The sequence below is a fragment of the Enterobacter sp. BRE11 genome (assembly GCF_031844285.1).
GTDB lineage: Bacteria > Pseudomonadota > Gammaproteobacteria > Enterobacterales > Enterobacteriaceae > Pantoea.
On sequence record NZ_JAUZUX010000008.1, the window covers coordinates 96,113 to 120,295 of the forward strand.

General features: G+C 59.9%; 15 protein-coding genes, 1 tRNA gene and 2 pseudogenes. 1 reads left to right on the plus strand and 17 read right to left on the minus strand.

What is annotated here, in order from left to right; all coding sequences use genetic code 11:
• Positions 1-631: 631 nt before the first annotated feature.
• From Q9R34_RS10155 to Q9R34_RS10230, 16 genes and pseudogenes are all read right to left on the minus strand, one after another.
• On the minus strand, positions 632-1,636 hold the full coding sequence (locus tag Q9R34_RS10155; RefSeq protein WP_485893408.1) for a family 8 glycosyl hydrolase: 1,005 nt from the start codon (positions 1,634-1,636) through the stop codon (positions 632-634).
• A 12-nt stretch (positions 1,637-1,648) separates the two neighbouring features.
• The gene (gene bcsD, locus Q9R34_RS10160; protein WP_485893410.1) at positions 1,649-2,092 is read right to left on the minus strand and encodes a cellulose biosynthesis protein BcsD; all 444 of its coding nucleotides are present in this window, start codon (positions 2,090-2,092) and stop codon (positions 1,649-1,651) included.
• Positions 2,092-5,904, minus strand: a complete 3,813-nt coding sequence (locus Q9R34_RS10165; RefSeq protein ID WP_485893412.1) for a cellulose biosynthesis protein BcsC — start codon at positions 5,902-5,904, stop codon at positions 2,092-2,094. Before Q9R34_RS10165 ends, bcsD begins: the two co-directional genes overlap by 1 nt.
• Positions 5,905-5,909: 5 nt before the next feature.
• Positions 5,910-8,459 (minus strand): cellulose biosynthesis cyclic di-GMP-binding regulatory protein BcsB, encoded by a 2,550-nt coding sequence (gene bcsB, locus Q9R34_RS10170; RefSeq protein ID WP_485893413.1) that lies wholly within the window; start codon positions 8,457-8,459, stop codon positions 5,910-5,912.
• Positions 8,456-10,555, minus strand: a pseudogene (gene bcsA / locus Q9R34_RS10175) (UDP-forming cellulose synthase catalytic subunit). The gene bcsB and the pseudogene bcsA overlap by 4 nt, the downstream one beginning before the upstream one ends.
• A gap of 50 nt (positions 10,556-10,605) precedes the next feature.
• Entirely contained in the window at positions 10,606-11,409 is an 804-nt protein-coding gene (gene bcsQ, locus Q9R34_RS10180; RefSeq protein ID WP_485893415.1) for a cellulose biosynthesis protein BcsQ, read from the minus strand.
• Positions 11,400-11,984, minus strand: coding sequence for a cellulose biosynthesis protein BcsO (gene bcsO, locus Q9R34_RS10185; RefSeq protein WP_485893417.1), 585 nt, complete (start codon positions 11,982-11,984; stop codon positions 11,400-11,402). The genes bcsQ and bcsO overlap by 10 nt, the downstream gene beginning before the upstream one ends.
• Before the next feature lie 449 nt (positions 11,985-12,433).
• On the minus strand, positions 12,434-13,456 hold the full coding sequence (gene dppF / locus Q9R34_RS10190; RefSeq protein ID WP_434127124.1) for a dipeptide ABC transporter ATP-binding subunit DppF: 1,023 nt from the start codon (positions 13,454-13,456) through the stop codon (positions 12,434-12,436).
• Complete coding sequence (gene dppD / locus Q9R34_RS10195; RefSeq protein ID WP_434127125.1) at positions 13,446-14,432, minus strand: dipeptide ABC transporter ATP-binding protein; 987 nt, start codon at positions 14,430-14,432, stop codon at positions 13,446-13,448. Before dppD ends, dppF begins: the two co-directional genes overlap by 11 nt.
• Positions 14,433-14,443: 11 nt before the next feature.
• Positions 14,444-15,346, minus strand: coding sequence for a dipeptide ABC transporter permease DppC (gene dppC, locus Q9R34_RS10200; RefSeq protein ID WP_033754469.1), 903 nt, complete (start codon positions 15,344-15,346; stop codon positions 14,444-14,446).
• A 9-nt stretch (positions 15,347-15,355) separates the two neighbouring features.
• Positions 15,356-16,375: a dipeptide ABC transporter permease DppB gene (gene dppB, locus Q9R34_RS10205; protein WP_434127126.1), complete on the minus strand. Its 1,020-nt coding sequence runs from the start codon at positions 16,373-16,375 to the stop codon at positions 15,356-15,358.
• Positions 16,376-16,673: 298 nt separating this feature from the next.
• Positions 16,674-18,284 (minus strand): dipeptide ABC transporter periplasmic-binding protein DppA, encoded by a 1,611-nt coding sequence (dppA, locus tag Q9R34_RS10210; protein WP_485893421.1) that lies wholly within the window; start codon positions 18,282-18,284, stop codon positions 16,674-16,676.
• A gap of 1,334 nt (positions 18,285-19,618) precedes the next feature.
• Positions 19,619-19,695, minus strand: a tRNA-Pro gene (locus Q9R34_RS10215).
• A 119-nt stretch (positions 19,696-19,814) separates the two neighbouring features.
• Positions 19,815-21,500, minus strand: a pseudogene (gene eptB / locus Q9R34_RS10220) (kdo(2)-lipid A phosphoethanolamine 7''-transferase); the annotation flags it as partial.
• A 259-nt stretch (positions 21,501-21,759) separates the two neighbouring features.
• Positions 21,760-22,188, minus strand: coding sequence for an organic hydroperoxide resistance protein (locus Q9R34_RS10225; RefSeq protein WP_033754461.1), 429 nt, complete (start codon positions 22,186-22,188; stop codon positions 21,760-21,762).
• An 88-nt stretch (positions 22,189-22,276) separates the two neighbouring features.
• On the minus strand, positions 22,277-22,741 hold the full coding sequence (locus Q9R34_RS10230; RefSeq protein ID WP_485893423.1) for a MarR family winged helix-turn-helix transcriptional regulator: 465 nt from the start codon (positions 22,739-22,741) through the stop codon (positions 22,277-22,279).
• A gap of 64 nt (positions 22,742-22,805) precedes the next feature.
• On the opposite strand from Q9R34_RS10230, the gene Q9R34_RS10235 reads away from it, so the two are divergent.
• Positions 22,806-23,399: an HD domain-containing protein gene (locus tag Q9R34_RS10235; RefSeq protein ID WP_485893425.1), complete on the plus strand. Its 594-nt coding sequence runs from the start codon at positions 22,806-22,808 to the stop codon at positions 23,397-23,399.
• 38 nt (positions 23,400-23,437) lie between these two features.
• Here the strand turns inward: Q9R34_RS10235 and Q9R34_RS10240 are convergent, their stop codons facing one another.
• Positions 23,438-23,731: an HTH-type transcriptional regulator gene (locus Q9R34_RS10240; RefSeq protein WP_033754453.1), complete on the minus strand. Its 294-nt coding sequence runs from the start codon at positions 23,729-23,731 to the stop codon at positions 23,438-23,440.
• Positions 23,732-24,183 lie beyond the last annotated feature (452 nt).

Here is a 24,183-nt window from a genome sequence, read left to right on the forward strand (position 1 = left end):
GCCCCTTAACAATCCCCGCTTCCGGCAGCCTCCACGCCGCGCTTCGCGCGGTGCCTTCGTTGCTTACGTCGGCCGCACGGACCGCGCGGATTCGACATCCTGTCTCATTCCGCGCTCTCGCCGACGTCCTGTCGGCTCGTCCTGGCCACCGTGCGCGCCTCAGCGTGTCGGATGCCTCTGACACTGCCCCGCCTGTGGTTTCCTTATTTTTTATTAACGACTGCGCTGTCTGAGCACATGATTCATGCTTTCAGCGAAAAAGTTGCGCCTTCAAGAATCAGAACGTGCAGCAGGAGGCGTGGGGGCCATCGTAGCCGCTGAGCGGAGGAAGGATTTCAGGACGAGCGGCAGGGATGCCGCGAAGAGGCTGGCATGAGCCATGGATGGCGAATCCAGCCGGTCCGTCAGAAATCCTGCCGGAGCGAAGGGACCCGCGCAGCGGGCGGCTGAGCTGGCCCGAGGCGCGGGTGCAGGGCCGGCGCCCACCGGCCCTGCTCGGTCGCCCGCAGCGGGCGAAATGAAACTGTCCGCCTGTCAGGCGAACGAAACCTGCGCTGCAGCCAGGCGAACAAAACCCCCGCCGCCGTCAGGCGGACAAAAAGCGCCCGTTCGCCGCGGCGAACCTCACCCGTCAACGCTTCTCCTGAAGCGCCAGCCACACCAGCAGCTGCAAACTGGCGGAAAAATAATTCTGCTCTGGCGCAAGCCGATCGCTGATATAGCCGGTCTCGTTCAGCGTCAGATCGCGGATCGCCAGCAGGCCGCCGTCGAGATGATAGGGGGCGTTGCTGTTGCCCAGCACGTCGAACCAGGCGGGCGTCGTCAGGCGACCGTAGCGCTGCCAGACGTTCTGAAACGGCACCAGACGCAGGCTCTGCGGATCGTACCACCAGATATTGAGCGGCACGCGCACCGCGTCGTAGCTAAAACGGTTTGAGTAGCCCACCGCAGGCGCCACCGAGCCATCCGCGTTCAGCGCCACCCAGTCGAGCGGCAGGCCCGTTTTGCCGAAATGCATCTCGCCCAGCAGATCCATGCCGTCGTCAATCAGGGCGTTCCACACCTTGAGATGGCTGTGTTCGGCAAATTCGTGCCAGGCCTCGAAAAGAAAATAGGAGGGGTTCAGCACGACGTAGCTGGTCTTGTTAAAGCCCTGTACGCCCGGCAGCATCACCGTACGTCCCGCATAGGTCACCACATTGTGCTTCACAATGGCGCGCTGAATGCGATCTGACGCCTGCTGATAGGCCTGCGACGACCACTTATCAGCCGCGCGCTGCAGCGCCCAGGCGATCAGCACATCGCCGTCGGAGGCGTTGTTCTTGTCTGCCACCGGTTCGGCGGCGTCCGGCGTGTAGCGCCAGTAGAAGAGGTCGTTTTGGCTATTCAGCAGGTGCTGCCGCGTCCAGCCCCAGAGCGTATCGAAGGTGGCGCGATCGTTGTTCGCCACCGCCAGCAGCATGCCGTAGCCCTGCCCTTCGGTATGGCTAACGTTATTGTTAGCGTTATCGACAATACGCCCCTCCGGCGTTGAGAAGCGGCTTTTGAAAGTGCTCCAGCCGTCGGCCGACGCCTGCGCGCTTACCATCATCACCATGAAAAAAATCACCCATCTGAGCCAGGCTGGCTTTGTCATCTCGTCGCTCCGTTAGTACCGATAGTGCAGCGTATTACCGTCATTAAGCTCCAGCGCCACTGCAACCGCCGCGCCGCCACCCTGCGCGCGCAGCCAGCCGCCGTAAAGTCCCGCCAGCACGGCGGCCAGCGCCGACTGCCAGCTTTTCGCATCCAGCGCGCCGTCGCCCGCTGGCAGCGCATGGTGCTTCAGTAAAATCGCCGCGTCCTGCGGCTGCAGCTGAACAAAGCCCCAGTTGAAGCGGGCCAGCTGCAAATTCATTTCGCGCTCCAGATCCTGCACGGTGCGCGCGTCAGGCAAAGGATAGCGCGCCGCCAGCGAATCGCCCATGTCGTAGAGAAACGCTTCCGCCTCTTCTTTGCCCGCGTTGGCGAGCATGCCTTCTATCATTACGCTGACCAGATCGAACCAGCCCGGCTGATGGGTGTGGCCTGTCGCGCCCGTATGCTCACTCATTAGTTGTCTCCAAACAGATAGCGGAAGTAGAGCTGCGCCGTGCTTTCGCTGTAGTCGCCAAAGGTGTCGTAGCCCAGCTGGCCGCCGACCGTCACCGCTTTATTCACTTTGTAATCCGCGCCGGCGTGCAGGTTGTAGCCAATGCCGTTTTTGCTGTCGCCGTTATAGTAAGCGCTTTTTACCGCGCCGCTCGCCGCATAGGATTCCAGCTGCGCCTGCATCGCCGAATCGTTCGGGAAGTATGCGCTGCGATCCTGGCTGTAAGACTGGTAGCCGACCGAGCCGCCAATCTTCACGCTCAGGTCATCAAACTTGCGCGTAAAATCAACAGGGAACGACACCGCCGCATAGTTCTGCGGGCTGAAGTAGCCGCCCTGACCGTAGCTGAAATAGCTGAGGTTTTTCGAGAAATCCATCCACGACAGGCTCATGCCGACCTTTAGTTCGCGGTCGTCGCTGTGGAAAGGCCGTACGTAAGCGCCCGCCGTGGCGTTGAGGCTGTCGTTGCTCGCCACGTTCTCGCCGATATAGCTGTAGGCGCCGCCGCCGACGTAGAAGCCCGCATCGCCGTTGTCATAGCTCAGCAGCGCGTTGCCGCCGTTTTTAGTGACGCCGCCCCAGCGTTTGCCGCTCGCTTTATCCTGTACGCCGACGTAAGAGAGCAGGCTGTCGGTCATCGCGCGTCGCTCTCCGGTCAGGATCAGCGTCAGGAAGTCGGTGAGTTTCGGCGACCACTGCACCCCGCCCACCAGCGTGCTGAGATCCTGGCCGAGCGGCGTGCTGCCAAGGTCGATTTTATAGCTGTCGCCTTTCAGCGCCAGATTCAGCTCCACGCCGGATGCGCGCTGCGAATCGGTTGAGCCGCTCGGCACGTCGGTGACCTTCGCGCCGCCGGCGGCAACCACCTTCGCCTGCTCAAGCGCGTTGCTGCCGAAGCGACGCCATGCATCGCCCGCCGCGCTGCCCGCCGTCAGCGAAAGCGGCGTCATCATAAAATCGAAGCGCGCATCGCCGAAAGGCACGGTTGAGAAGGTCAGCGGCGCTTTCGCCTCGGTCAGCTTGCTGAGGCCCGACTCGCCGTCGCGCGCGCGCATCTGCACCTGACCCTGCGCCCAGCTGCCGGTTTTCTCCTGCAATCCTTCCATCATGCTGTCGATCTGGTGCAGGGTGCGCGCCTGCTGAAGCGGCAGATCCCCGCCGCTCGCCAGGATAACGCCTTCAGCGCGGCTGGTGACGCCAGCTGGCGCACTCTGCCACGGCAGCACGCTGCCGTAGCTGGAGGGCGAGCGCCCCACCGGCGAGGTGCTGCGGTTGATAAACGGATTGTCTGCCAGCGCCAGCCCGCCGACGGTTGGCGTCTCGCCGTCTTGCGTGCCCTGCAAACCGATCAGCTGGCCGCGCGCGCTGCGCAGGTAGCCCATCGCCTGGGCGCGATCGCCATTTGCATCGGCGACGCGCGCCAGCAGCAGCAGGCGCTCCAGGGTTGGCTGCGCCTGTAGCCCGCGCAACAGATCGTTCGCGCGTTGCAGGTTGTTCTGCGCCAGCGCCACGTTAATTGCGCCGACGCGCGCGTCCTGGGTCGGGGTATCCTGGGTCAACAGGTAGTCATAGACCACGCCCGCCTCTTTGTTCATCTTGCCGTCCTGATAGAGACGCGCCATGGCGAACATCAGGTCGCGATTCTGCGGGTCGTGCTGCAGGGCGCCAATCAGCCTGTCATAGGCGGCGGCGTACTGCTTCTGCTCGCGCAGGCGATCGACTTCGTTAATCACGTAGCCGTTGCGAATGCCTGCCAGCTGCGTCGGCGTGCTGCGCGCCTGCAGCTCTGGCGCATCAAGGAAGCGCTGCGCCTCGCTGGCCAGCCCCGCCTGGTTCAGCACGGCGACCTGCGCCGCGTAGTCGCCCGCATTGCCCTGCACGCCGCGCTGCATGTTGCCGCGCACGATAGCGACGGCAGTCGCGAGGTCGCCCGCTCTGGCGAGCTTTTGCGCCAGATTGCCCGCATCAGCCGGGTTAGCAGGCGGCGTCTGCGCCAGCGCTTTTAGCGTGTTCACCGCGGCGGCGTTCGCGCCCTGCGCCAGATAGCTGTCGGCGGTCGCCATCTGCAGATTGAAGTTGACGCGCTGCGCCAGCTCGCGCATGTCTGCCGTCTGGGCGCTGGCGGGAATACGTGCCAGCAGCGCGCTGGCCTGCTGCCAGCCGCCGCTTTCGCTGGCGTTGATGGCGGCGGCGTAGCGCTCGCTGACGCCCGCGCCGTCGCGCATCGCAAACTGCATCACGCTGGCGGCCTGCGGCGTGTCGCCCTGCGCGCGATAGAGGCGGGCCAGGTCCAGGCGCAGCCAGCCGTCGCTGGGATAGCGCTGAATCCCCTGCTGCAGCGTGGCGATCGCCGCGCTGGCGTCCCCTGCTTTCAGCTGGCGTTTTGCCTGCTGGCGAATCGGATCGCTGCCGCCATTGCCGGCGCGCGGCGCCACGCTCTGGCGCACGCTGTCGGGCAGCGACGCCAGCAGCGTACTCGCCTCGGCGCTGCGGTTTTGCTGACGCAGCACATAGAACAGACCCTCTTTCGCGCTGCGGTTATCCGCGTCGTTTTGCAGGATGGCGCGATAGGCGCGCTCCGCCTCGCTGAACTGACTGCCGCGGCGCAGCACGTCGGCGCGGAACAGCTGCGCGGCGATCCCTTTTTCCCCTTCCGCCTGCGTTAGCGGCTCGCTGAGCGAGAGCGCCTGCGCGCTGTCGCCGTTTTTCAGCGCCTGCTGCGCCGCCGCCAGCTGCGCATAGAAGCGCGCGTCGTTGGCCTGCTGCTGCCGTTCGGCACCGCGCTCGCCGCCAAGCTGGGCCGAGCGCTGCAGGTAGTCCGCCGCTTCGCCGTAGCGGCCGCCGCGCTGCGCGACGTAGCCCATGCCCGCCAGGGCGTCGGCGTCCTGCGGACTGGCGTTCAGCACTTTCTCAAAGCTGTTTTGCGCGCCGCTGACGTCGCCGCTGTTAAGCGCGTTGAAGCCTGCCCCCTTCTCGGCGCCGCCGACATTTTTACGGTAGTAGTCCATTACCGCTACATCCTGCGGATGGCGCTGCTGCCAGGTCTGATAGCGCGCGGCGTCCGACGGCTGCGGGCCGAGCCACAGCAGCGCCTGGCGCAGCGAACGATCGGCCTCCGCGCTGCCGTCCGCCAGCGTGCCGAGCAGATCCATGCCCTCGCGGCGCGTCGCGTCCTGATAGGTCAGGGCTTTGCCCAGCGCCAGCCTGGCGCTGACATCCTGCGGATGCGCCGCCGCGAACTGCCGCAGCGCGTCGACCGCCTGCGGCAGCAGGGTGCGGTCCCCGGCCATTGTCAGGTAGTACTCCGCCGCCACGCTGGCGGGCGGCTCACTGCCGTTAAAGGTGTTGCGCCACGTCTGCAGCGACGCGGCGATATTGCCGCTGCGCGCCTGCTGACGCGCCAGCGACAGCTGCGCCTGTGGAATGGTTTGCAGCTGGCGCGCGTTGTCCAGCTCGCTCAGGCGCGCGTCCTGCGGCGAGACGCTGCTCAACTGCTGGCGGTAGCGCGCTGCGCCTGCAACGTCGCCGCCCTGCTGCGAGTAGAGCGCCAGCAGATAGAGCGCCTGCGTGTTGTTCGGTTCCACCATCAACACTTTTTGCAGCGCGGACTTCGCTAAATCGTCATGCGCCTTCTGGTGCCAGTAGGCCGCCTGATCGAACAGCGCCTGCAGCGCCGGGTTGTCGCTTTCTGCCGCCAGCAGCGGCATCGTGAAGGTCAGCGCGCCGCCCAGCAGCAGCGCGCGACGGATACCGGTACTTATCGTTGTTTTCATTCTGTTCATCCTGACGTCTTACCGGAATCGCGCCCGCTGGGCGGGGTGAGTCGACGCCGCGCATGGCGCTGTAGCATGGTGAAAATCGCCGCGCCCGCCAGCCCGGCAAGCATCAGCGCCGCCAGCGCCATCAGCACCGAATGCTGGCTGGCATACCACACCACCATCATGTACCAGGGCATCTCGCCGCTCGGATACTGCGGGCCGACGCGGAAGCTGCGAATGCCGTTTTCGTCGGTGATGATGGCGGTATCGCCACGGATCGCCGCGTTAATGCGCGCCGAGTTTAAATCGCCGTGCAGCCGCAAAAGTTGTTCATCGCTGGTCGCGACCGTCATCACGACGGTTCGGGCAGGATTCCAGGGCGAGCGGTAGCTGACAAAGCCGCGCCACGCCTCGTTCGAAGAGAAGTAGCGATCGGCGTCGAGCGGCTGGCGATACCAGTCGCCGGTTAGCCAGCTGCGCACGTCGTCCAGGGTCGAGGGCGTTTTTACGCCGAAGGTGGCGCCGCTGGCCTCGAACGGCGAATGCGCCAGCATCTGCTGGTTAAAGCGGCTGTCGCCGGTGGTGCTGATCGCCAGCACGTCGCTCTTCGCCAGTCGCGCCAGGTGAGCGCCGCCGCTGGGCAGGCCGAACATCACCTGATTCTGCGTCAGCGCCGCGCCGGTAGCGTTGCCCGCGCGCGCCGCCAGATCGAGCAGCGTGGCGATTTCAGCATTGCTCGGTTTCTCCGGCATCAGCAGCGTGGTCTGGCTGAAGTCCGCCAGCCGCGTAAAGGGAAACGATGCGCCGACGAAGTAGGAGAGATTTGGCAGCAGCGCGAAGTGGCGCGTGTGGCTCAGGTCGATCCATGACGCCTCTTCAATGCGGCTTTTGATGTTGTTGTTCAGCAGCACGCCGCAGGGCGCGTCCGCTTTCGGCCGAATATTGAAGTAGAGCGAGAGCTGGTTGTCGCCATAAATTAGCCAGGGATCGAGATGGAGCTGATACTCTTCCTGGCGCGCGTCACCGCCCAGACGGTGCCACGCCTGTTCGAGCAGGCCGACTTTGTTGACCGTCAGGTTGCGCAGGAAGGTGCCGTTCAGCATTACGTTGAGGAAAGAGCTGTTCTCGTCAATCCAGCTCTCCGACGGAAAGCGATAGTTCAGGTTCACCGGCAGGGTATCGCCGTCCCACAGGAAAAGATCCGGCGCGGCGCGAAAGTTCACGCGCAGCGCATCGTGCCAGAGGCCGGTCGACGTCAGGCTCTGGTTCGGATCCAGCAGCTCGGTGAGACGCACCGGGCGGCTGGTGTTGATCCAGCGCGGCGCGTCATAGGGTTTGCGGCTGACGAGAGGCTGCGGCTGAACGGCGAGGCTGCTGGCGTCGGTGTCCAGCGGCTGCGTGGTGAGGCGCAGCGCCGCCTGACGCAGCTGAGCATCATCCTCGCCCGTCACCAGCAGCAGCTTATAAACCGGGTTATTCGGGTTATCCACCAGCGTCAGCTGCGGGCCGCTCGCCTGCGGCAGGGTCAGGGCGCCGATACGATCGCCCGGATGCCCGAACAGGATGCCATTTTGTTCGGGCAGCTCGCCGCGCGATACCGGGAAGCGAATGGTGCGATAGTCGCTCTGAATGCCAAGCCACGATGCGACCAGCGCGGCGGCGCTAATCGCATCCGGCGCGACGTTGCTGGCGAAGCCCATGGCGACTGACGCAGGCGTCATACGCAGCGGATCGATAAACGGACGCGGGAAGTTGCGCAGGCGCGTACCGATATTCAGCTGCTGTCCCTCCAGGCTCAGCGTGGTCTGCGGCAAAATCGTGACCTGATAGTTCTGCGCGCTCTCTTTCTCGCACAGCAGCTTATCCGCATCGTTAATTTTAAAGCTGAGGTTATTGCTGGCGACCACCATCGCGGCGGGGATCTCCAGCTGATAGTCGCTGACGTCGCTGTCGCTGGCGCCAAGGGGCAGCGTGCCGAGCGGCTGGCCGTTGAGCATCAGCTGCAGCGTGGTGTTGCGCGCCGCCAGCGCCTGAGAGACGCGCAGCGACAAATTGAGGTGCGCATTGGTGATCACCTCATCGCCCGGCAGGGTAAAAACGATGCCGGACTGCAGCTGGCCGCCGCTCAGGAAAATGCCCTGCTGCTGGCCCATCTGCGCGACGGAAATGGTGCTGCTGATCGGCTGGTTCAGCGCGGCGGCGGGCGCAGGCGCGCTCACCGGCTGGCCCGGTACAAAGGGCGCGGCGGCGGCGGCGGATGAGAGCTGCCGATCGGCCTGCTCCAGCCCCGCCGGCAGCGGCAGATCTGACAGCGCGCGCTCCTGCTGGATGGCGGGCGCGGTCGTTTCCGACGCAGCAGGCGCACTCGCTTCCGGCGCGACCGGTACAGTCGACTGCTGTGCGGCGGGCGCGCTCGCTTCCGGGGCGACCGGTACAGCCGGCTCTGGCGCAGCAGGCGCGGCGCTGTTGACCGGCGCGGCAGAATTATCGGGCGCTTCCGCCCAGCCTGGGTTCAGCCACAGTGCCGCCGCCAGCGATGACGCCAGCAGAGAGTGCGTTACGATTCTCATGCTGCACCATCCTCTTTTACCACAGCAGGCGCGCGGCCTCTGGCGCGCCGATCCTTCCAGGTCAGCCAGAACAGCTCGAACACGGTGCGAATAATGGTGCCCAGCGACAGCAGCGCATTGTCTTGTTTGTACTCTGGCTAAAGCCAGGCGTCGGCGCGCGCCAGCACCACGCGCACCAGCTCGCGCCGACGCGCCAGCGGCATCGCGGCGAAGCGCAGACGAATCGAGGTGTCATCGCCGGAAATTTTGCTCACCGGAATGGTAATCGTCCCCGACTGCAGCAGCAGATCGATCTCTTCAATCTCATCGCTTTCATGACGGTTATCGGGCGCATCCAGCTGCGCGCCGCCCATCGAGAGATTGCTGGTGCGGGTGCGCGACGAAATGCCGCTGGCGTAGTGGATAATCGCCGGGATCTCTACCTCGATGCGGATAGTTTTACGCACCTGCCGCGTTTCACGCGCCACCGCGATTGCCGCCATCAGGATGATCAGGCTAAAGAGCGCCCAGCCAACGTTCAGGGCGATCACGTAAGGGTCGACGCCGAAGTAGTCGTGCATCACCGCGCGCGCCACGCCTGCGGCGATGCCAATGCCCAGCAGCACCGCCACGATGACGTGCGGACGGACAATATGAAAATCGAAGAAGCCCTGATCGAGCAGGCCGCCTTTGTCGGTCACGTTAAATTTGCCGTGCCTGGGCGACAGCAGGGTCAGCAGCGTCGGGATCACCAGGTGGAAACACATCACGGTTTCGTAGATTTCGCCCCAGAAGGTGTAGCGGAAGCGACCGTTCATGCGCGAGTTGACGTAGAGCGACATCACCAGGTGCGGCAGCACATAGGCGAAGATCAGCGACGCCGACGAGTGAATGATGTTGAGATTGAACAGCAGATAGGCGAGCGGCGCGGTCAGGAACACCACCCGCGGCAGGCCGAACTGGAAGTGCAGCATGGCGTTGAGGTAGCAGAGGCGCTGCTGCCACTTCAGACCGCGCCCCAGCAGCGGATTATCGACGCGGAAAATCTGCGTCATGCCGCGCGCCCAGCGAGTGCGCTGCACCACATGCAGCCCCAGACGCTCGGTCGCCAGACCAGCCGCCAGCGGAATCGCCAGAAACGCCGAGCCCCAGCCGCGCCGCTGCATTTTCAGCGCGGTATGCGCATCTTCCGTCACCGTTTCCACCGCAAAGCCGCCGATCTCCTCCAGCGCTGCGCGCCGGATCACCGCGCAGGAGCCGCAGAAAAAGGTAGCGTTCCAGTTGTCGTTGCCCTGCTGCACCGGGCCGTAGAACAGCGCGCCTTCGTTGGGAATGGTCCGCGCCGCGCGCAGGTTACGCTCGAAGGGATCGGGCGAGTAGAAGTAGTGCGGCGTCTGCAGCAGCGCCAGCTTCGGGTCGGTCAGAAACGGGCCGACGGTGGCCTGCAGGAAGGTGCGCGTGGCGACATGGTCGCAGTCAAATACGCAGATCAGCTCGCCTTTGGTGATCGTCATGGCGTGGTTCAGGTTGCCCGCTTTGGCGTGGCTGTTATCGTCGCGCGTAATATAGCCAACGCCGACGTCGGCGGCGAAAACCGCAAACTCCGGCCGCTTGCCATCATCCAGCAGATAGACTTTTAACTTGTCGCGCGGGTAGTCAATACACTGCGCCGCCAGCACCGTATCGCGCACCACGTCGAGGCTTTCGTTATAGGTCGGCACGTAGACGTCGACGGTCGGCCACAGGCTGACATCATCCGGCAGGGGTTCAATGGTGCGCTTTAGCGGCCAGGTGGTTTGCAGAAAGCCGAGAATTAAAATCAGCCAGACATAAATTTCGGCAAGATATAAGCCAATGCCAAGGATCGCTTCCGTTTCGGAATTAAAATGAAGCGTCTCTGTGGTGCGCCACCAGATATATCGGGTGGACATCAGGGCAGAGAAAATAACCATCACCACCGTTATTTTACGGCTCTTGCTGAGTCCCAGTAAAAACATCATCAAAATACTGATTAAGCCAAATATATATTGCTTCTGGCTGTCCATCGGCGTAATGACGATTACCGCCGCCGCTGGTGCAAGCACCAGCAGCAACAGGTAAAACCCGATTTTATTCATGATTCACCCTGGAAAAGCGCTGTTTTTTATAGCCCGGCGACGCCAGGCAATTAATAGTGGCTACTGCGGATCGGCGCCTGAACTTCACCATTGCCGACGGAAATATTGAGAATATTCGCCACGCGTTTTCCAATCAGTTCAATATCGAACGCGGCGGCGGACGCAGGGCTGAAATCGTAAACCGACTGCTGGGAGGCGTTGGCTTCCGCCACGCTCTCATCGCGATGCACCACTCCCAGCAAGCTGTCGCCCAGCCGCTGCTGCATAAAGGCGGTGACGTCGCGGCTAATATTGCGGCGGTTGTCGCTCTGGTTCAGCACGAAGTAGTGCCCCAGCTGATTATTCAGCGGCTGGCCAATCATGCGGTTATTTTCAATTTGCGGTAACAGCGAAACCGAGGCGGTGTCGGCCAGCATCACCACCAGATGCATTTGCGCCAGCGCGCTCATCGCTTTTAGCGCCGGGCCAGGGCCAGGCGGAAAATCGGCGACGATCACCAGGCCGGGGTAGTTCAGCACCGTATCCAGCCCACGCCGCAGGAAATGGGGATCTTTCGCCAGGTTCTCTTCAAAACGTTCGCGCTGCAACTCGGTTACGTCGCCATAAGGGAGGACGAAAATGTTGCCGCCGGTGGTGAGGATCGACTGGCTCCAGTCCGCCTGCTCTTCCGAGCGCGCGACAAAGCCGCGGCCGTCGCTGAGCGGCACGCCAAAATGCAGGCGCAGGGCGTTCTGCACGTCAAAATCGATCGCTAATACCTTGCTGCCCGCCCGCGCTAATCCCCAGGCCAGATTGGCTGCCAGCGTGGTTTTTCCGACTCCCCCTTTCGGCGAGCACACACAAACTAACGGCATAGCGCAATCTTCTCCAGTAACGGTTTGAGCAGGGTTTCTTTCGGCAGGCTGACCGGCTCGCTGTGGCGCGCGCGAAACAGACCGCCAAAGCGGCGCTCGGACGCGGCCGCGGGCAGGCTAAACGCCTGGACGGGCGGCGCGGAAACGAACGCAGCGGGTACGCTAAGCGGCGGAGCAGTCGAGGCGGGAGCGGATGCAACCGCAGGCGACGCCACAGCGTCAGGCGGCGCCGGGAAGAGCGAAGAGCGGGGCGTAGCTGCCGCTGGCGGGCGATCCGTCAGGCTATCGAGAATGCTGCTGCGTGCGCCGATGGGCTGCAACGCCGCCGGCTGACGCATCAGCGGCGAAGCGGGCGGCGCGCGAAACTCATCGCCGCGCAGCGGCTGCGGCTGCGGCAAATCGATACGCTGGCTGCCGCTGAACGGCGTTGAGGCGTCTTCATTCGCCAGCTGGCGAATAAGCGCCCACTGGCTATTTTCGGCGGGTTGCTGCAGCTGGCCTGACATATCTTTAAAGGCGATATCGAGCGTTTGCGTTTTTTCTTTGAAACGCTGCAGATCGTCATAGTTTTTCATCGGGCCATGGCCTGCATTAAGGAAAAATTTGCCAGGAATATATCACATTCATTTAGGTCAGGTGAGAAAAATCTGATTATAAAAGACGCACATTCAATAAAAGAGTTTTATCTTTATGATTAATATAAAGCCCGGTAAAAGCTATCCCCGCCCGCCTTGCCAATAAATTAATTAATTAACCTTAACTTAAATAGAGAGAACGCTACCGGCGTTCAATAATAAAAATTACGCCTTACCCTTTGATGGTGCTACCAATAACCTGTCGAGACCTTGCTGCGTTTTTTCTTAATGCAAACCTGGCAGGCGTTTTACGCTTCAGATAAAGCATCGCAACAGCTGCTCACGTCAGCGGCGATAATCTTTTGCGCAAATTTTTTTCCAGCGGCTGGTGATGTATCAGATGGCGTGAAGAGTCGGCATTAAAAAGGCTCCTTGCGGAGCCTCTCTGTTTAAACCATCCCTTCTGCCGCGCCGACCGGCTGATTTTCATCCTGGTCGACGGCGAAGCAGGCGATCTGCTGGTCGCCGTAGCGCTTCAGCTTCGGCTGTAGCTGCACGCAGGTGCCGAAACGGCGGCGGCAGCGCGCGTTAAAGGCGCAGCCCGGCGGCGGATTGAGCGGGCTGGGCAGCTCGCCGGTCAGCTTGATGCGTTCGCGCCGGTCGTCTGGATTGAGACGTGGCGTGGCTGACAGCAGCGCCTGCGTATAGGGGTGGCGCGGATTGCTGAAGATCGCCTCTTTGCTGCCCTTCTCCACGCAGCGGCCCAGATACATCACCATCACCTCATCCGCAATATGCTCCACCACCGAGAGATCGTGCGAGATAAAGACGTATGAGAGCCCCATCTCCTGCTGCAAATCCATCATCAGGTTAAGCACCTGCGCGCGCACGGAGACGTCGAGCGCCGAGACCGGTTCGTCGGCGATCAGCACGTCGGGTTCGAGCATCAGCCCGCGCGCGATGGCGATACGCTGACGCTGGCCGCCAGAGAACATATGGGGATAGCGATCGTAATGCTCGGTTTTCAGGCCGACCTTCGCCATCATCTCCAGCGTCTTCTCTTTACGCTCCGCCTTGCTCAGCGCGGTGTTAATCAGCAGCGGCTCCTCAAGGATCTGGCTGACTTTCTTACGCGGATTAAGCGAACCGTAGGGGTTCTGGAACACAATCTGGATTTTCTGACGACGCAGCTTCTGCGCCTGCGGATCGTGCTTCAGCAGATCCTGACCGTGCCAGAAGAGCTGACCTTCGGTCGGCGTTTCAATCATGGTCAACAGGCGGCCGAGCGTCGATTTGCCGCAGCCGGACTCGCCGACCACCGCCAGGGTTTTGCCGCGCTCCAGATTAAAAGAGACGCCGTCCAGCGCTTTTACCAGGCGCTCCTGGCCAAAAAGGCCTTTCTTCACCGGGTAGTGTTTTTTCAGGTCAATCGCCTGCAGCAGGTAATCCTGCCTGGTATTATCAAGACTCATAGGTCGGTCTCCCGGCATCATCCAGCGGATAGTGACATTTGGACTGACGCCCCGGAATGTCGCGTAAGGCAGGTTCTTCTTTACGGCAGCGATCGGTGGCGTAGGGGCAGCGCGGATTCAGCAGGCAGCCCATCGGACGGTCATATTTGCCCGGCACCACGCCCGGCAGCGACGCCAGACGCGCCTTATCGGCGGCGAATTCCGGCAGCGCGCGCAGCAGCGCCTGCGTATAGGGGTGGCGCGGCGCTTTAAAGATATCGCCTGCCTTGCCGCTCTCGACCACCTGACCCGCATACATCACGATGATGTGGTGCGCGGCTTCCGCCACCAGCGCCAGATCGTGCGTAATCAGGATCAGCGCCATATTCTCCTGCTGCTGCAGCGCCAGCAGCAGCTCGATAATCTGCGCCTGAATGGTCACGTCCAGCGCCGTGGTCGGCTCGTCGGCGATCAGCAGCTTTGGACGACAGGCGATCGCCATGGCGATCATCACGCGCTGGCTCATGCCGCCCGACAGCTGGTGCGGATAGACATCCAGTCGCGACGCCGGATCGGGGATGCCGACCTGCGTCAGCAGGTCGATAGCGCGCTGACGGCGGGTGCGGCGGTTGCCGCCCTGATGCACCTTAATCGCTTCCATGATCTGGTAGCCGACGGTGTAGCAGGGGTTCAGGCTGGTCATGGGATCCTGGAAAATCATCGCCACTTCCGCGCCCACCAGCTGGCGGCGCTCTTTCTCGGAGATGCGTTTCAGGTCGCGCTGATTGAACTCCAGCTTCTCCGCCATCACTTTGCCGGGAAAGTCGATCAGGCCCATAATCGCCAGCGAACTGACCGATTTGCCCGAGCCGGACTCGCCGACGATCCCCACGACCTGCCCCTGTTCAACCTGATAGCTGATGCGGTCGACCGCGCGGAACGGTGTCTTATCGTCGCCAAAATGCACCGATAATTTATCTACATTTAATAACGCCATCTCGGTGCCTCTTACTGCTTGAGTTTCGGGTCGAGGGCGTCGCGTAAGCCGTCGCCCATCAGGTTAAAGGCCAGTACGGTGAGCAGAATGGTCAGACCGGGAAAGGTCACCACCCACCAGGCGCTTTGCGCATACTGCAGTACGTCGGAGAGCATGGTGCCCCACTCCGGCGTCGGCGGCTGCGCCCCCATACCGAGAAAGCCCAACGCCGCCATATCGAGAATGGCGTTGGAGAAGCCCAGCGACGCCTGCACGATCAGCGGCGCCAGACAGTTAGGCAGAATGTTGACGAACATCTGACGCAGCATGCCCGCACCCGCCACGCCGGAAGCGGTGACGTAGTCGCGGTTAACCTCAACCAGTACCGCGGCGCGGGTAAGACGGATATAGTGCGGCAGCGCGACAAAAGTCAGCGCGATAGAGGCGTTGACGATCGACGGACCGAAGATTGCCACCAGCACCAGCGCCAGCAGCAGGCTCGGCAGCGCCAGCATAATATCCACGATGCGCATGATAATGGCGTCCACTACCCCGCCGAGGTAGCCCGCCAGCAGGCCGAACACCACGCCGAGAATCAGCGACAGCACCACCACCATACAGCCCACCAGCAGCGACAGGCGCGCGCCATACATCAGACGCGACAGCACGTCGCGGCCCACATCGTCGGTGCCAAGGATATAGCTCCAGCTGCCGCCTTCCTGCCAGACTGGCGGATGCAGCAGCGCATCGCGGAACTGCTCTGCGGGCGCGTGCGGCGCCAGTGCCCCGGCGAAGATGGCGATCAGCAGCATCAGCACCACATAGACCAGGCCGATAACCGCGCCTTTATTGCGTTTAAAATAGTGCCAGAACTCCTGAATGGGGGTCATCGGCTTGGGTGCAGCGGGTACGCTTGCGGGATCAACAACAGACATGACGCCCCCTTATTTCTTATGTCGTATGCGCGGATTGACCACGCCGTACAGCAGATCAACCAGCAGGTTGACCAGGATAATCAGCACCGCCGTCAGCAGCACGCCGCCCTGCACGACCGGATAGTCACGGCGTTGCAGCGCTTCGATCAGCCAGCGGCCGAGGCCGGGCCAGGAGAAGATGGTTTCCGTCAGGATGGCGCCCGCCAGCAGCGTGCCGACCTGCAGGCCGATCACCGTGACCACCGGCAGCATGGCGTTGCGCAGCGCATGAACCACGATAACGCGCATGCGCGTCAGGCCTTTCGCGCGCGCGGTGCGGATATAATCTTCGCCCAGCACTTCCAGCATCGCCGAACGCGTCATACGCACAATCACCGCCAGCGGGATGGTGCCGAGCACGATAGCGGGCAGGATCATATGCATCACCGCATCCTTGAAGTCACCCGCCTCGCCCCAGAAGAAGGTGTCGATCAGCATAAAGCCGGTGAGCGGATTGCTGTCGTCCAGGAAGACCGTGTCGCTGACGCGCCCGGAAACCGGCGTCAGGTTAAGCTGTACCGACACCAGCATGATCAGCATGATACCCCACCAGAAAATGGGCATGGAGTAGCCGGTCAGGGAGATGCCGACCGCGGTATGATCGAAGACAGAGCCGCGCTTCACCGCGGCAATAACGCCTACCGGGATGCCCACGGCGACGGCGAAGATCATCGCGCAGATGCCCAGCTCCAGCGTGGCTTTGAAGCGCGGTACGAACTCATCCCATACCGGGATGCGGCTCTTGAGCGAAATGCCCAGATCGCCATGCAGCACGCCGTAAATGTAGTGAACGTACTGTTTCCACAGCGGCTGGTCGAGGCCAAAGGCCGCCATCAGCTGGGCATGACGTTCCGGGGTGATCCCGCGCTCGCCCGCCATGATCAGCACCGGATCGCCGGGGATCATATGCACGAATGCGAAGGTCAACAGGGTAATGCCGATAAATGTCGGGATGACAAGTCCCAGACGTCGGAGTATGAACTGCAGCATAAGCCGGATTCTCAGTCTTTTCCCGCCGCGATAAGCCGCGGGATCTATTGCTCACAACTCGCTCCCGAAAAAATCGCGGGCGCGACGCAAAGGGCGTTAACCGTCATCTTTCGCTACGCAGGCGCGAGAGCCCTGGCCCGACGTTTACCGCGGCAAATGTCGGAGACTGGTCGGCTCGCCGCTTTCCTGCAGCGCGAAGATGTTGGGTTTTATTCGAAGAAGTTAGCCGAAAATGCGCGTCAACCGAGCGGGCAAGCGCCCGCTCAGGGGCCGAACAGGTCGGCCCTTATCACAGACGTTATTCCTGGATATCGACGTTTTCGAAATGGTGTTTGCCTAACGGATCGACCACGTAGCCAGAGACTTTTTTACTCACCGGCTCAAACACCGTAGAGTGCGCGATAATCAGCGCCGGCGCCTGGTCATGCATCACTACCTGCGCCTGCTTATAAAGCTCAATACGTTTATTGTGGTCTGACTCGGCGCGCGCCGGCTGGATCAGATCTTCAAACGGCTTGTAGCACCAGCGCGAGTAGTTGGAGCCATCTTTTGCCGCCGCGCAGCTAAACAGCGTGGCGAAGAAGTTGTCCGGATCCCCGTTGTCGCCGGTCCAGCCCATCATCACCGACTGGTGTTCGCCCGCTTTCGCGCGCTTCAGGTATTCACCCCACTCGTAGGTCACGATTTTGGCTTTCACGCCGATTTTCGCCCAGTCAGCCTGAACCATTTCCGCCATACGGCGCGCGTTCGGGTTGTAAGGACGCTGTACCGGCATTGCCCACAGGTCGATAGAGAAGCCATCCGGCAGACCCGCTTCTTTCAACAGCGCTTTGGCTTTTTCCGGATCGTAGGCGTAGTCCTGAATCGCGTCGTTGTAGCCCCACATGGTCGGCGGGATCAGGTTCTTCGCGGCCTGGCCTGCACCCTGATATACGGCATCGATAATCGCCTGCTTATTCACCGCCATGGTCAGCGCCTGGCGCACCTTGACGTTATCCATCGGCTTCTTCTCGGTGTTGAACGAGAGGTAGCCAACGTTCAGGCCCGGCTGCTCCATCAGGTTGATTTTAGTGTCTTTCTTCATGCTGGCGATATCGGCCGGATTCGGGTACGGCATCACCTGGCACTCGCCCTTCTGCAGCTTGGCGTAGCGCACAGAGGCATCCGGCGTGATAGAGAAGACCAGACGATCGATTTTCGGTTTGGTGCCCCAGAAATCCGGGTTGGCCTTATAGAGAATGCGCGAATCTTTCTGGTACTGCTGCAGCACGAACGGACCGGTACCGACCGGGTTCAGATCGAGCTTCTCCGGCGTACCGGCTTTCTGCATCTTGTCCGCATACTCTTTCGACAGAATCGACGCGAAGTCCATGCCGAGGTCGGCGAGGAACGGCGCTTCCGGACGCGTCAGGGTAAAGCGCACGGTGTAGTCATCGACTTTCTCGATTTTGCCGATCAGCTTCGGCATATCCATGCCTTCGAAATATTCGTAGCTGCCGCCAGAAACGTTGTGGAAGCTGTTGTTTTTATCCAGCTGGCGCTCGAACGAGAACACGACGTCGTCGGCGTTGAATTCACGCGTCGGCTTAAACTCTTTGGTGGTCTGCCACTTCACGCCTTTACGCAGGTGGAAAGTGTAGGTTTTGCCGTCATCACTGACGTCCCACTTTTCCGCCAGGCCAGGCTGCAGCTCGGTGGTGCCGATTTTGAACTCAACCAGACGGTTATAGATTGGCACGGAGCTGGCGTCATAGGTGGTGCCAGAGGTGAACAGCTGCGGGTTAAAACCTTCCGGTGAGCCTTCTGAACAGTAAACGAGGGTTTTTGCCTGAACACCTGCGGCGACGGTCATAGCAATCAGGCTCAGACCGACCTTCAGCATCCTGGATTTGGCCAGGGAGTTGATCATGCTTTTGCTCCATTGTGATGTGATGTTGTGTGTATTGCCCGACCTCTGTTTTTTTTATGCGGTTCAGGCGGACCACGGACGTGGTCGAAAGTGCGGAGCGTTCTTGTTGTGTTTTCCCGACGTCGTGGAAACTGCCGGATCACGCCGCTTCTGCAACTTTATTGACGCATCAATTTGTCAACAGTTGCAATGAACGTCAATACAGCCGCGAGTTATTTACACAGAGTGTGAGGAATAGCAAGCAACGGTAAAAAAAGCTTTCTGGCTTAATTGCCAGATATTGCACAGCGCTTTTCACTGACAGACCTTATAACTCACTAAGCCGGGCGATAATTGACAGTGATTCTCACCGCTAAAAAACATCGGCACCTGCGTGATAAATGTTGAATAACTGAACGAATTAGCGTGCGTTATCGCGTCCAGGTAGTGGAAGATGCTGGGATCCAGGCATAAGCAATCCGCATGAAGATAAAAAAGGTCATAAGAAAAACGCGATGCGAAATAAGCCTCTGAGCCAGACGCGGCGCGCGTTAGCACGTTGAAAACGGCAATAATCAGAGGAAACCCGCCTGAACGGTGGCGATGAGGAATTTGGTCAGGTTTTTAGACAAAGTGTGGGAAAAAGTAGAAACAATCACAGGCGATATTATATCGGAAAAAGAGCCGGGGAAATTGCTGGATACGCGCGGCTGGCGCCTCACAAAAACTTATGCGAATGACACTTCCAATCGCGCCTGTTTTTATTAGACGGCGCATTCATGCAGGAAGTAAATCTTATTAAAACAGGCGCAAACATGCTGCCCTAAAGGTCTTATACGATATATTTTTCAAACAGGCCGCACCCAGGCTTAAACGCGGATGGCATGGACGGAGGAGCAAAGCGTCCTGTGCCACATGCCTGAAGCGCTGCCAGTCAGGCAGCCAGCCCTTAGCTAAAACACGGATGGCATGGACGGAGGAGCAAAGCGTCCCGCGACAGGGATGTCGCGGGCCGAGCGCGCATGGATGCCTTGAGCGACTTTGCGATCCGTCCATGCTATCCGCGTAAGCACGAGCCTTACAGCATCGTTTTTCTGCAGGTGAAAAAAACCTGCTTTTTCAAGCAGGTTTCTTATGCCATATGCCTGAAGCGCCGCCAGTTCATTAGCTAAAACGCGGATGGCATGGACGGAGGAGCAAAGCGTCCCGCGACAGGGCTGTTGCGGGCCGAGCGAGCATGGATGCCTTGAGCAACTTTGCGATCCGTCCATGCTATCCGCGTAAGCACGAGCCTTACAGCATCGTTTTTCTGCAGGCGAAAAAAAACCTGCTTTTTCAAGCAGGTTTCTTAAATCTGGTCGGTGAGAGAGGATTCGAACCTCCGACCCCTTCGTCCCGAACGAAGTGCGCTACCAGGCTGCGCCACTCACCGATGGGGGCGCATGTTACTGCGCCCGATTGTCAGCGTCAACCGCTTTTTAGTGGTTTAGCCGCGTTCGCCTGGAAAGCAGCCTGCCCGCCAAAATTCTGGTGCTTCTCAGTCACATCCCGCGCCTCGCTGTGCGACGAAACCGGCGCCTGACACCAGTTATTCGCCGCTTTAATCCCGCCGTTCGGCGACGTATAGCCCAGACAGCCCAGAATCGTATCGAACAGCTCTACGTGGCGATGCGTCTTCCCGACGCGCTGCTGCGCCTGCAAACGCTCGAAATTAGCGCGGTTATTGGCGTCGGCCAGATACTTATCTGACGCCCACACCATCATCGGCACGCGGAACTGCTCCGGCGGTGCCAGCTCGCGCGGCGTACCGTGCAGGTGCATATTCTCGCTAATCGACTCACCGTGGTCGGCAGCATAAAACACAATCGCCTTCTTATCGCGCAGCTGATCAAGCACGCTATCGAGCATGCTATCCACGTAGAGAATCGAATTATCGTAGGCGTTAATCAGCTGCGCCTTGCTGCAGGTCTCATCGACGCCCATACACTCCGGCTGATAGCGCGCGAAACTGCGCGGATAGCGCTGCGAATAAAGATAGTGCGAACCTTTGGTATGCAGCACCACCAGATGCTTGCCGTGCGGATAGCGATCCAGCGACGCCTTTAGCTCCGGCACCAGCAGCATATCGTCCACCGACTTGCCTGCGTTGCGCGGCTCCGAGCCAATCTGCTCGCGGAAGGCGAAATTATTGACCTCTGCATTATCGTAAAACCAGACCTCGCTCTGCATGGCGAACAGCTCAGACGAAAAGCCCAGCTCCTTCATCACGGCAAAAATATTCTTCTCTTTCAGCGTGCGTCCCGGGCTATCCTCGGTGCCGCCTTCGCGCACAAACATACAGCGCAGCGACAGCTTGGTAGCGGTATCGCACGACTCGCCGCGGAACGCCACCAGATTCTTCTCTTTAGAGAGCTTCGGCGTGGTATCGCGATCGTAGCCCAGCATGCCCATATGATCCCAGCGCGTGGTCTCGCCGATCACGAACACCACATAGGTATCGTCGATGCCCGGCGGCGCGACATAGGTAAACTTCTTCGCCGGGTCGAGCAGCTCCTGACTGTCCAGCGTCTCATCGATGCGCGTCCAGGCAAACAGCCCTACCGCTGCCAGCCAGTTCGACGGCAGATAAGAGTGCGCCACCACGCCGCCGTAGCTCGGCAGATCGATATTGGTAATCTCTTCATTGGCCTTTTGCAGCTTATCGAAATAGCGGATCGGCAGCCACACCAGCGCCACACACAGCAGCAGCAACAGCGCAGGCTTAAGGCGCTGTCCCGGCGTGCGCAGCTGCTCCATCAGCGTCTGGCTAAGATTATTACGCCAGATCATCAGCAGCGGCAGCGCGCTGACGCCGATCATCCAGAGCACAAAATGCAGGCCGACCACCTCTTTCGACAGGTCGACGTCGGTGGTCATCACCGAGGCGACAATGCCATAGCCGATGACCACGTTAAAAAAGGCCATATAGTAGGCTGCGGCGACGGAAATCAGTACCAGCAGCGTCGCGAGAACGCGATAGAGCCGCTTGCCGCCCAGCGACAGCAGACGCATCAGGAAAAAAGTCAGCACGACGATCGCCATCACTTCCGTGAAAGCGGTCAGCCAGTTGGTGGGTGTGGATTTGGTAAGGAAGCCGTCAAAACGACGGTAAAAAATCGGCAAATTCAGCAGGATGCCGATGTATAACGCCAGCAGCAGCGACAGCTTTTGCTGCGTTATGGTCTTAATATAATTCATCTTAAAGGGTTTTCCCGGGACTTAAGCACGAAGTTGAACGCTATTGTGACTATCGCAACGCGGAAGAGTTCGCTTGATTAGCGCAGAGACATGACGATTGGCGGGCGAACAGGAAGAATCTGAACGGGATCGGACGGCTCTTTCACGAGGCTGCACAGTAGAACATAAAATAACCAGGCTGACCAGAAAAGACGGCACCGAACAGGCACCGGGAAATGCGGGAAAAACGAAAACGGGCCCACTGCCGGGCCCGTAAAACTTAGCGAATGATATTCAGCGTCACGTCGATGTTGTTGCGCGTGGCGTTAGAGTACGGACAAACGATATGCGCGGCATCAACCAGCTTCTGCGCTTCCGCTTCGTCCATCTCCGGCAGGTGAATATTCAGTTTAGCCTCAATGCCGAAACCGTTCGGAATCGGACCGATACCGACTTCGCCCTCAATCCATGCGTCTTTCGGCATAGCGATTTTGTCGCGGCCCGCTACAAACTTCATCGCGCCGAGGAAACAGGCGGAATAGCCGGCAGCGAACAGCTGCTCCGGGTTGGTGACTTCGCCGCCGGCGCCGCCCATCTCTTTCGGCACGCCCAGCTTCACATCCAGCACGCCGTCAGAAGAGGTTGCACGACCATCACGGCCGCCGGTTGCTTTGGCTTTTGCGGTATAAACAACTTTCTCTAAAGACATAACTTCCTCTCTTTATAAACGATTTAATCGTACGCGATTAATAAAAGTGTAGCAGGTGTTTTGACGGGCGCGAGCGCCCGCTAAATCTTCAGCGCGACCGGTTAAGATTGTCGCGCAGTAAATCAAGCTCGTTCTTCAGCGCCAGCAGCGTCTTATCATCGCAGGCCGTGGCGCACTGAATCGCCTCTGGAATGGCGCTCGCCTGGCTTTGCAGTTCGCGGCCCTGCTCCGTCAGCGTGACCACCACCTGACGTTCATCCTGACGCGAACGCTGGCGGTTAATCAGTCCCGCGCTTTCCAGCCGCTTCAGCAGCGGGGTCAGCGTGGCGGAGTCAAGAAACAGCTGCTCGCCGATTTCAGAGACGGTAAGATCGTCCTGCGCCCACAGCACCAGCATCACCAGATATTGCGGATAGGTGAGGTCGACCTGCGACAGCAGCTGTCGATAGACTTTATTCATCGCCAGGTTGGCGGAATAGAGCGCGAAGCAGAGCTGTTGATTGACCAACAGTGGCGCTGTCTTCACTTTTTTGTCATTTTGGTTACTGTTCATGGCGTCCAATATAAATAGTGCGCTAGATAATTGCAAGAAACTTTTTAACCGGGAGGGCTTTTGCATGCTGGAATCGCTGGAAGAGCAGGCGCGACGCTACGCAACGCGCGCTCATGCTGAAGCCGGTCAACGACGCAAATATACTGACGAGCCCTACATCGTTCATCCTACCGCCGTGGCAGAGCTGGTGCGCAGCGTCAGCACAGATGACGCCCTGCTGGCGACCGCCTGGCTGCACGATACGGTAGAGGATACCGACACGACGCTGGCCGACATTGAATCGCATTTCGGTGCGCGTGTCGCACAGCTGGTGGGGATGCTGACCGACAGCGCCCAGCCGCAGGCGAAAAACCGCGCTGCGCGCAAGCTGGCGCACTTTCGCCATACCGCCGAGGCGTCGCCCGAGGCGCAAACCGTCAAGCTGGCCGATATTATCGATAACACGCGCGCCATCGTACGTTTTGATCCTCACTTCGCCCGTATCTATCTGGTAGAGAAACGCGTTCAGATCCAGCTGCTGAAGCAGGGCGACGCCCAGCTATGGCAGCAGGCCAGCGCCATAATCGAACAGGGGATCGCGCAGCTCGGCCAGCCGCCCTACAGCGTGCCGGAAAGCTGGTTCGTTAAACAGGCGGCGAAATATAGCGGGCTGAGCTAAAAAAAACCCGCCGGTGGCGGGTTCTCTTTTTTCTGGTTTTAGTCCAGTAACTGCCGTCCGAGGTAGGGATTGGCATGCAGCAATTTCATCAGTTTCTGTGCCGTCGCGGAAGGACGTGTACGGCGCGCTTCCCAGCTTTTTACCGAGGAGACGCTGACGCCCATCACTTTGGCAAATTCATCTACTTTCATTCCGGTTAACTCACGCAGGCGCTGCGGCTCTGGCATGGCGGGCTGAAGCTGAATTTCAGTTGTGGCAGGTGTTGCATCACGTGTCAGTACAATCTGCTCAAGGCTGCTGAGCAATTCAAAAACAGGATCTTTTACTTCCATAGAGAACTCCTTAAAACTCACTATGAATCACGTGAAAGTAGAGGTAAAAACCAAATGGTTCACACACCGATCTTTGCAGGCTGTATCCCGCAAGGGTTTATGGTTATCGTTAGTGAAACCCCTACGGGACACAGCCTGATGCCCACTGTCTGATAAGTTTGTCAGAGCAATGCGCTATCTCGCCGGGATTCTAAGTATGGATAGAGACCTGACGATTTGCTGCGTGAATATCGATTATTTTTTTAGCTAACGCTGTCCTTTTTGCTATAAGCAAAATAAGCCCTTGATCACAAAAGGCAAACCCGCCGCGCTGCGCTTAAAAAAAGCGCAAAAATTGCAAAAAATGCGCACCGTTTACACTGCTACTGTAAACCTTTCTGTTTAAAAATAAGGCAAAAATCGCGCCAGGATACAAAACCTGTGATTTTTTCTTATTTCACCTCTTCGCTGGC

What these genes read in the sequence shown, in the direction of transcription:
- dppA (WP_485893421.1), bottom strand. Translation starts at nt 18,284, where the DNA reads ATGATCAACTCCCTGGCCAAATCCAGGATGCTGAAGGTCGGTCTGAGC.
- Q9R34_RS10230 (WP_485893423.1), bottom strand. Translation starts at nt 22,741, where the DNA reads ATGAACAGTAACCAAAATGACAAAAAAGTGAAGACAGCGCCACTGTTG.
- dppF (WP_434127124.1), bottom strand. Translation starts at nt 13,456, where the DNA reads ATGAGTCTTGATAATACCAGGCAGGATTACCTGCTGCAGGCGATTGAC.
- dppC (WP_033754469.1), bottom strand. Translation starts at nt 15,346, where the DNA reads ATGTCTGTTGTTGATCCCGCAAGCGTACCCGCTGCACCCAAGCCGATG.
- dppD (WP_434127125.1), bottom strand. Translation starts at nt 14,432, where the DNA reads ATGGCGTTATTAAATGTAGATAAATTATCGGTGCATTTTGGCGACGAT.
- bcsO (WP_485893417.1), bottom strand. Translation starts at nt 11,984, where the DNA reads ATGAAAAACTATGACGATCTGCAGCGTTTCAAAGAAAAAACGCAAACG.
- Q9R34_RS10165 (WP_485893412.1), bottom strand. Translation starts at nt 5,904, where the DNA reads ATGAAAACAACGATAAGTACCGGTATCCGTCGCGCGCTGCTGCTGGGC.
- dppB (WP_434127126.1), bottom strand. Translation starts at nt 16,375, where the DNA reads ATGCTGCAGTTCATACTCCGACGTCTGGGACTTGTCATCCCGACATTT.
- Q9R34_RS10235 (WP_485893425.1), top strand. Translation starts at nt 22,806, where the DNA reads ATGCTGGAATCGCTGGAAGAGCAGGCGCGACGCTACGCAACGCGCGCT.
- Q9R34_RS10225 (WP_033754461.1), bottom strand. Translation starts at nt 22,188, where the DNA reads ATGTCTTTAGAGAAAGTTGTTTATACCGCAAAAGCCAAAGCAACCGGC.
- bcsD (WP_485893410.1), bottom strand. Translation starts at nt 2,092, where the DNA reads ATGAGTGAGCATACGGGCGCGACAGGCCACACCCATCAGCCGGGCTGG.
- bcsQ (WP_485893415.1), bottom strand. Translation starts at nt 11,409, where the DNA reads ATGCCGTTAGTTTGTGTGTGCTCGCCGAAAGGGGGAGTCGGAAAAACC.
- Q9R34_RS10240 (WP_033754453.1), bottom strand. Translation starts at nt 23,731, where the DNA reads ATGGAAGTAAAAGATCCTGTTTTTGAATTGCTCAGCAGCCTTGAGCAG.
- bcsB (WP_485893413.1), bottom strand. Translation starts at nt 8,459, where the DNA reads ATGAGAATCGTAACGCACTCTCTGCTGGCGTCATCGCTGGCGGCGGCA.
- Q9R34_RS10155 (WP_485893408.1), bottom strand. Translation starts at nt 1,636, where the DNA reads ATGACAAAGCCAGCCTGGCTCAGATGGGTGATTTTTTTCATGGTGATG.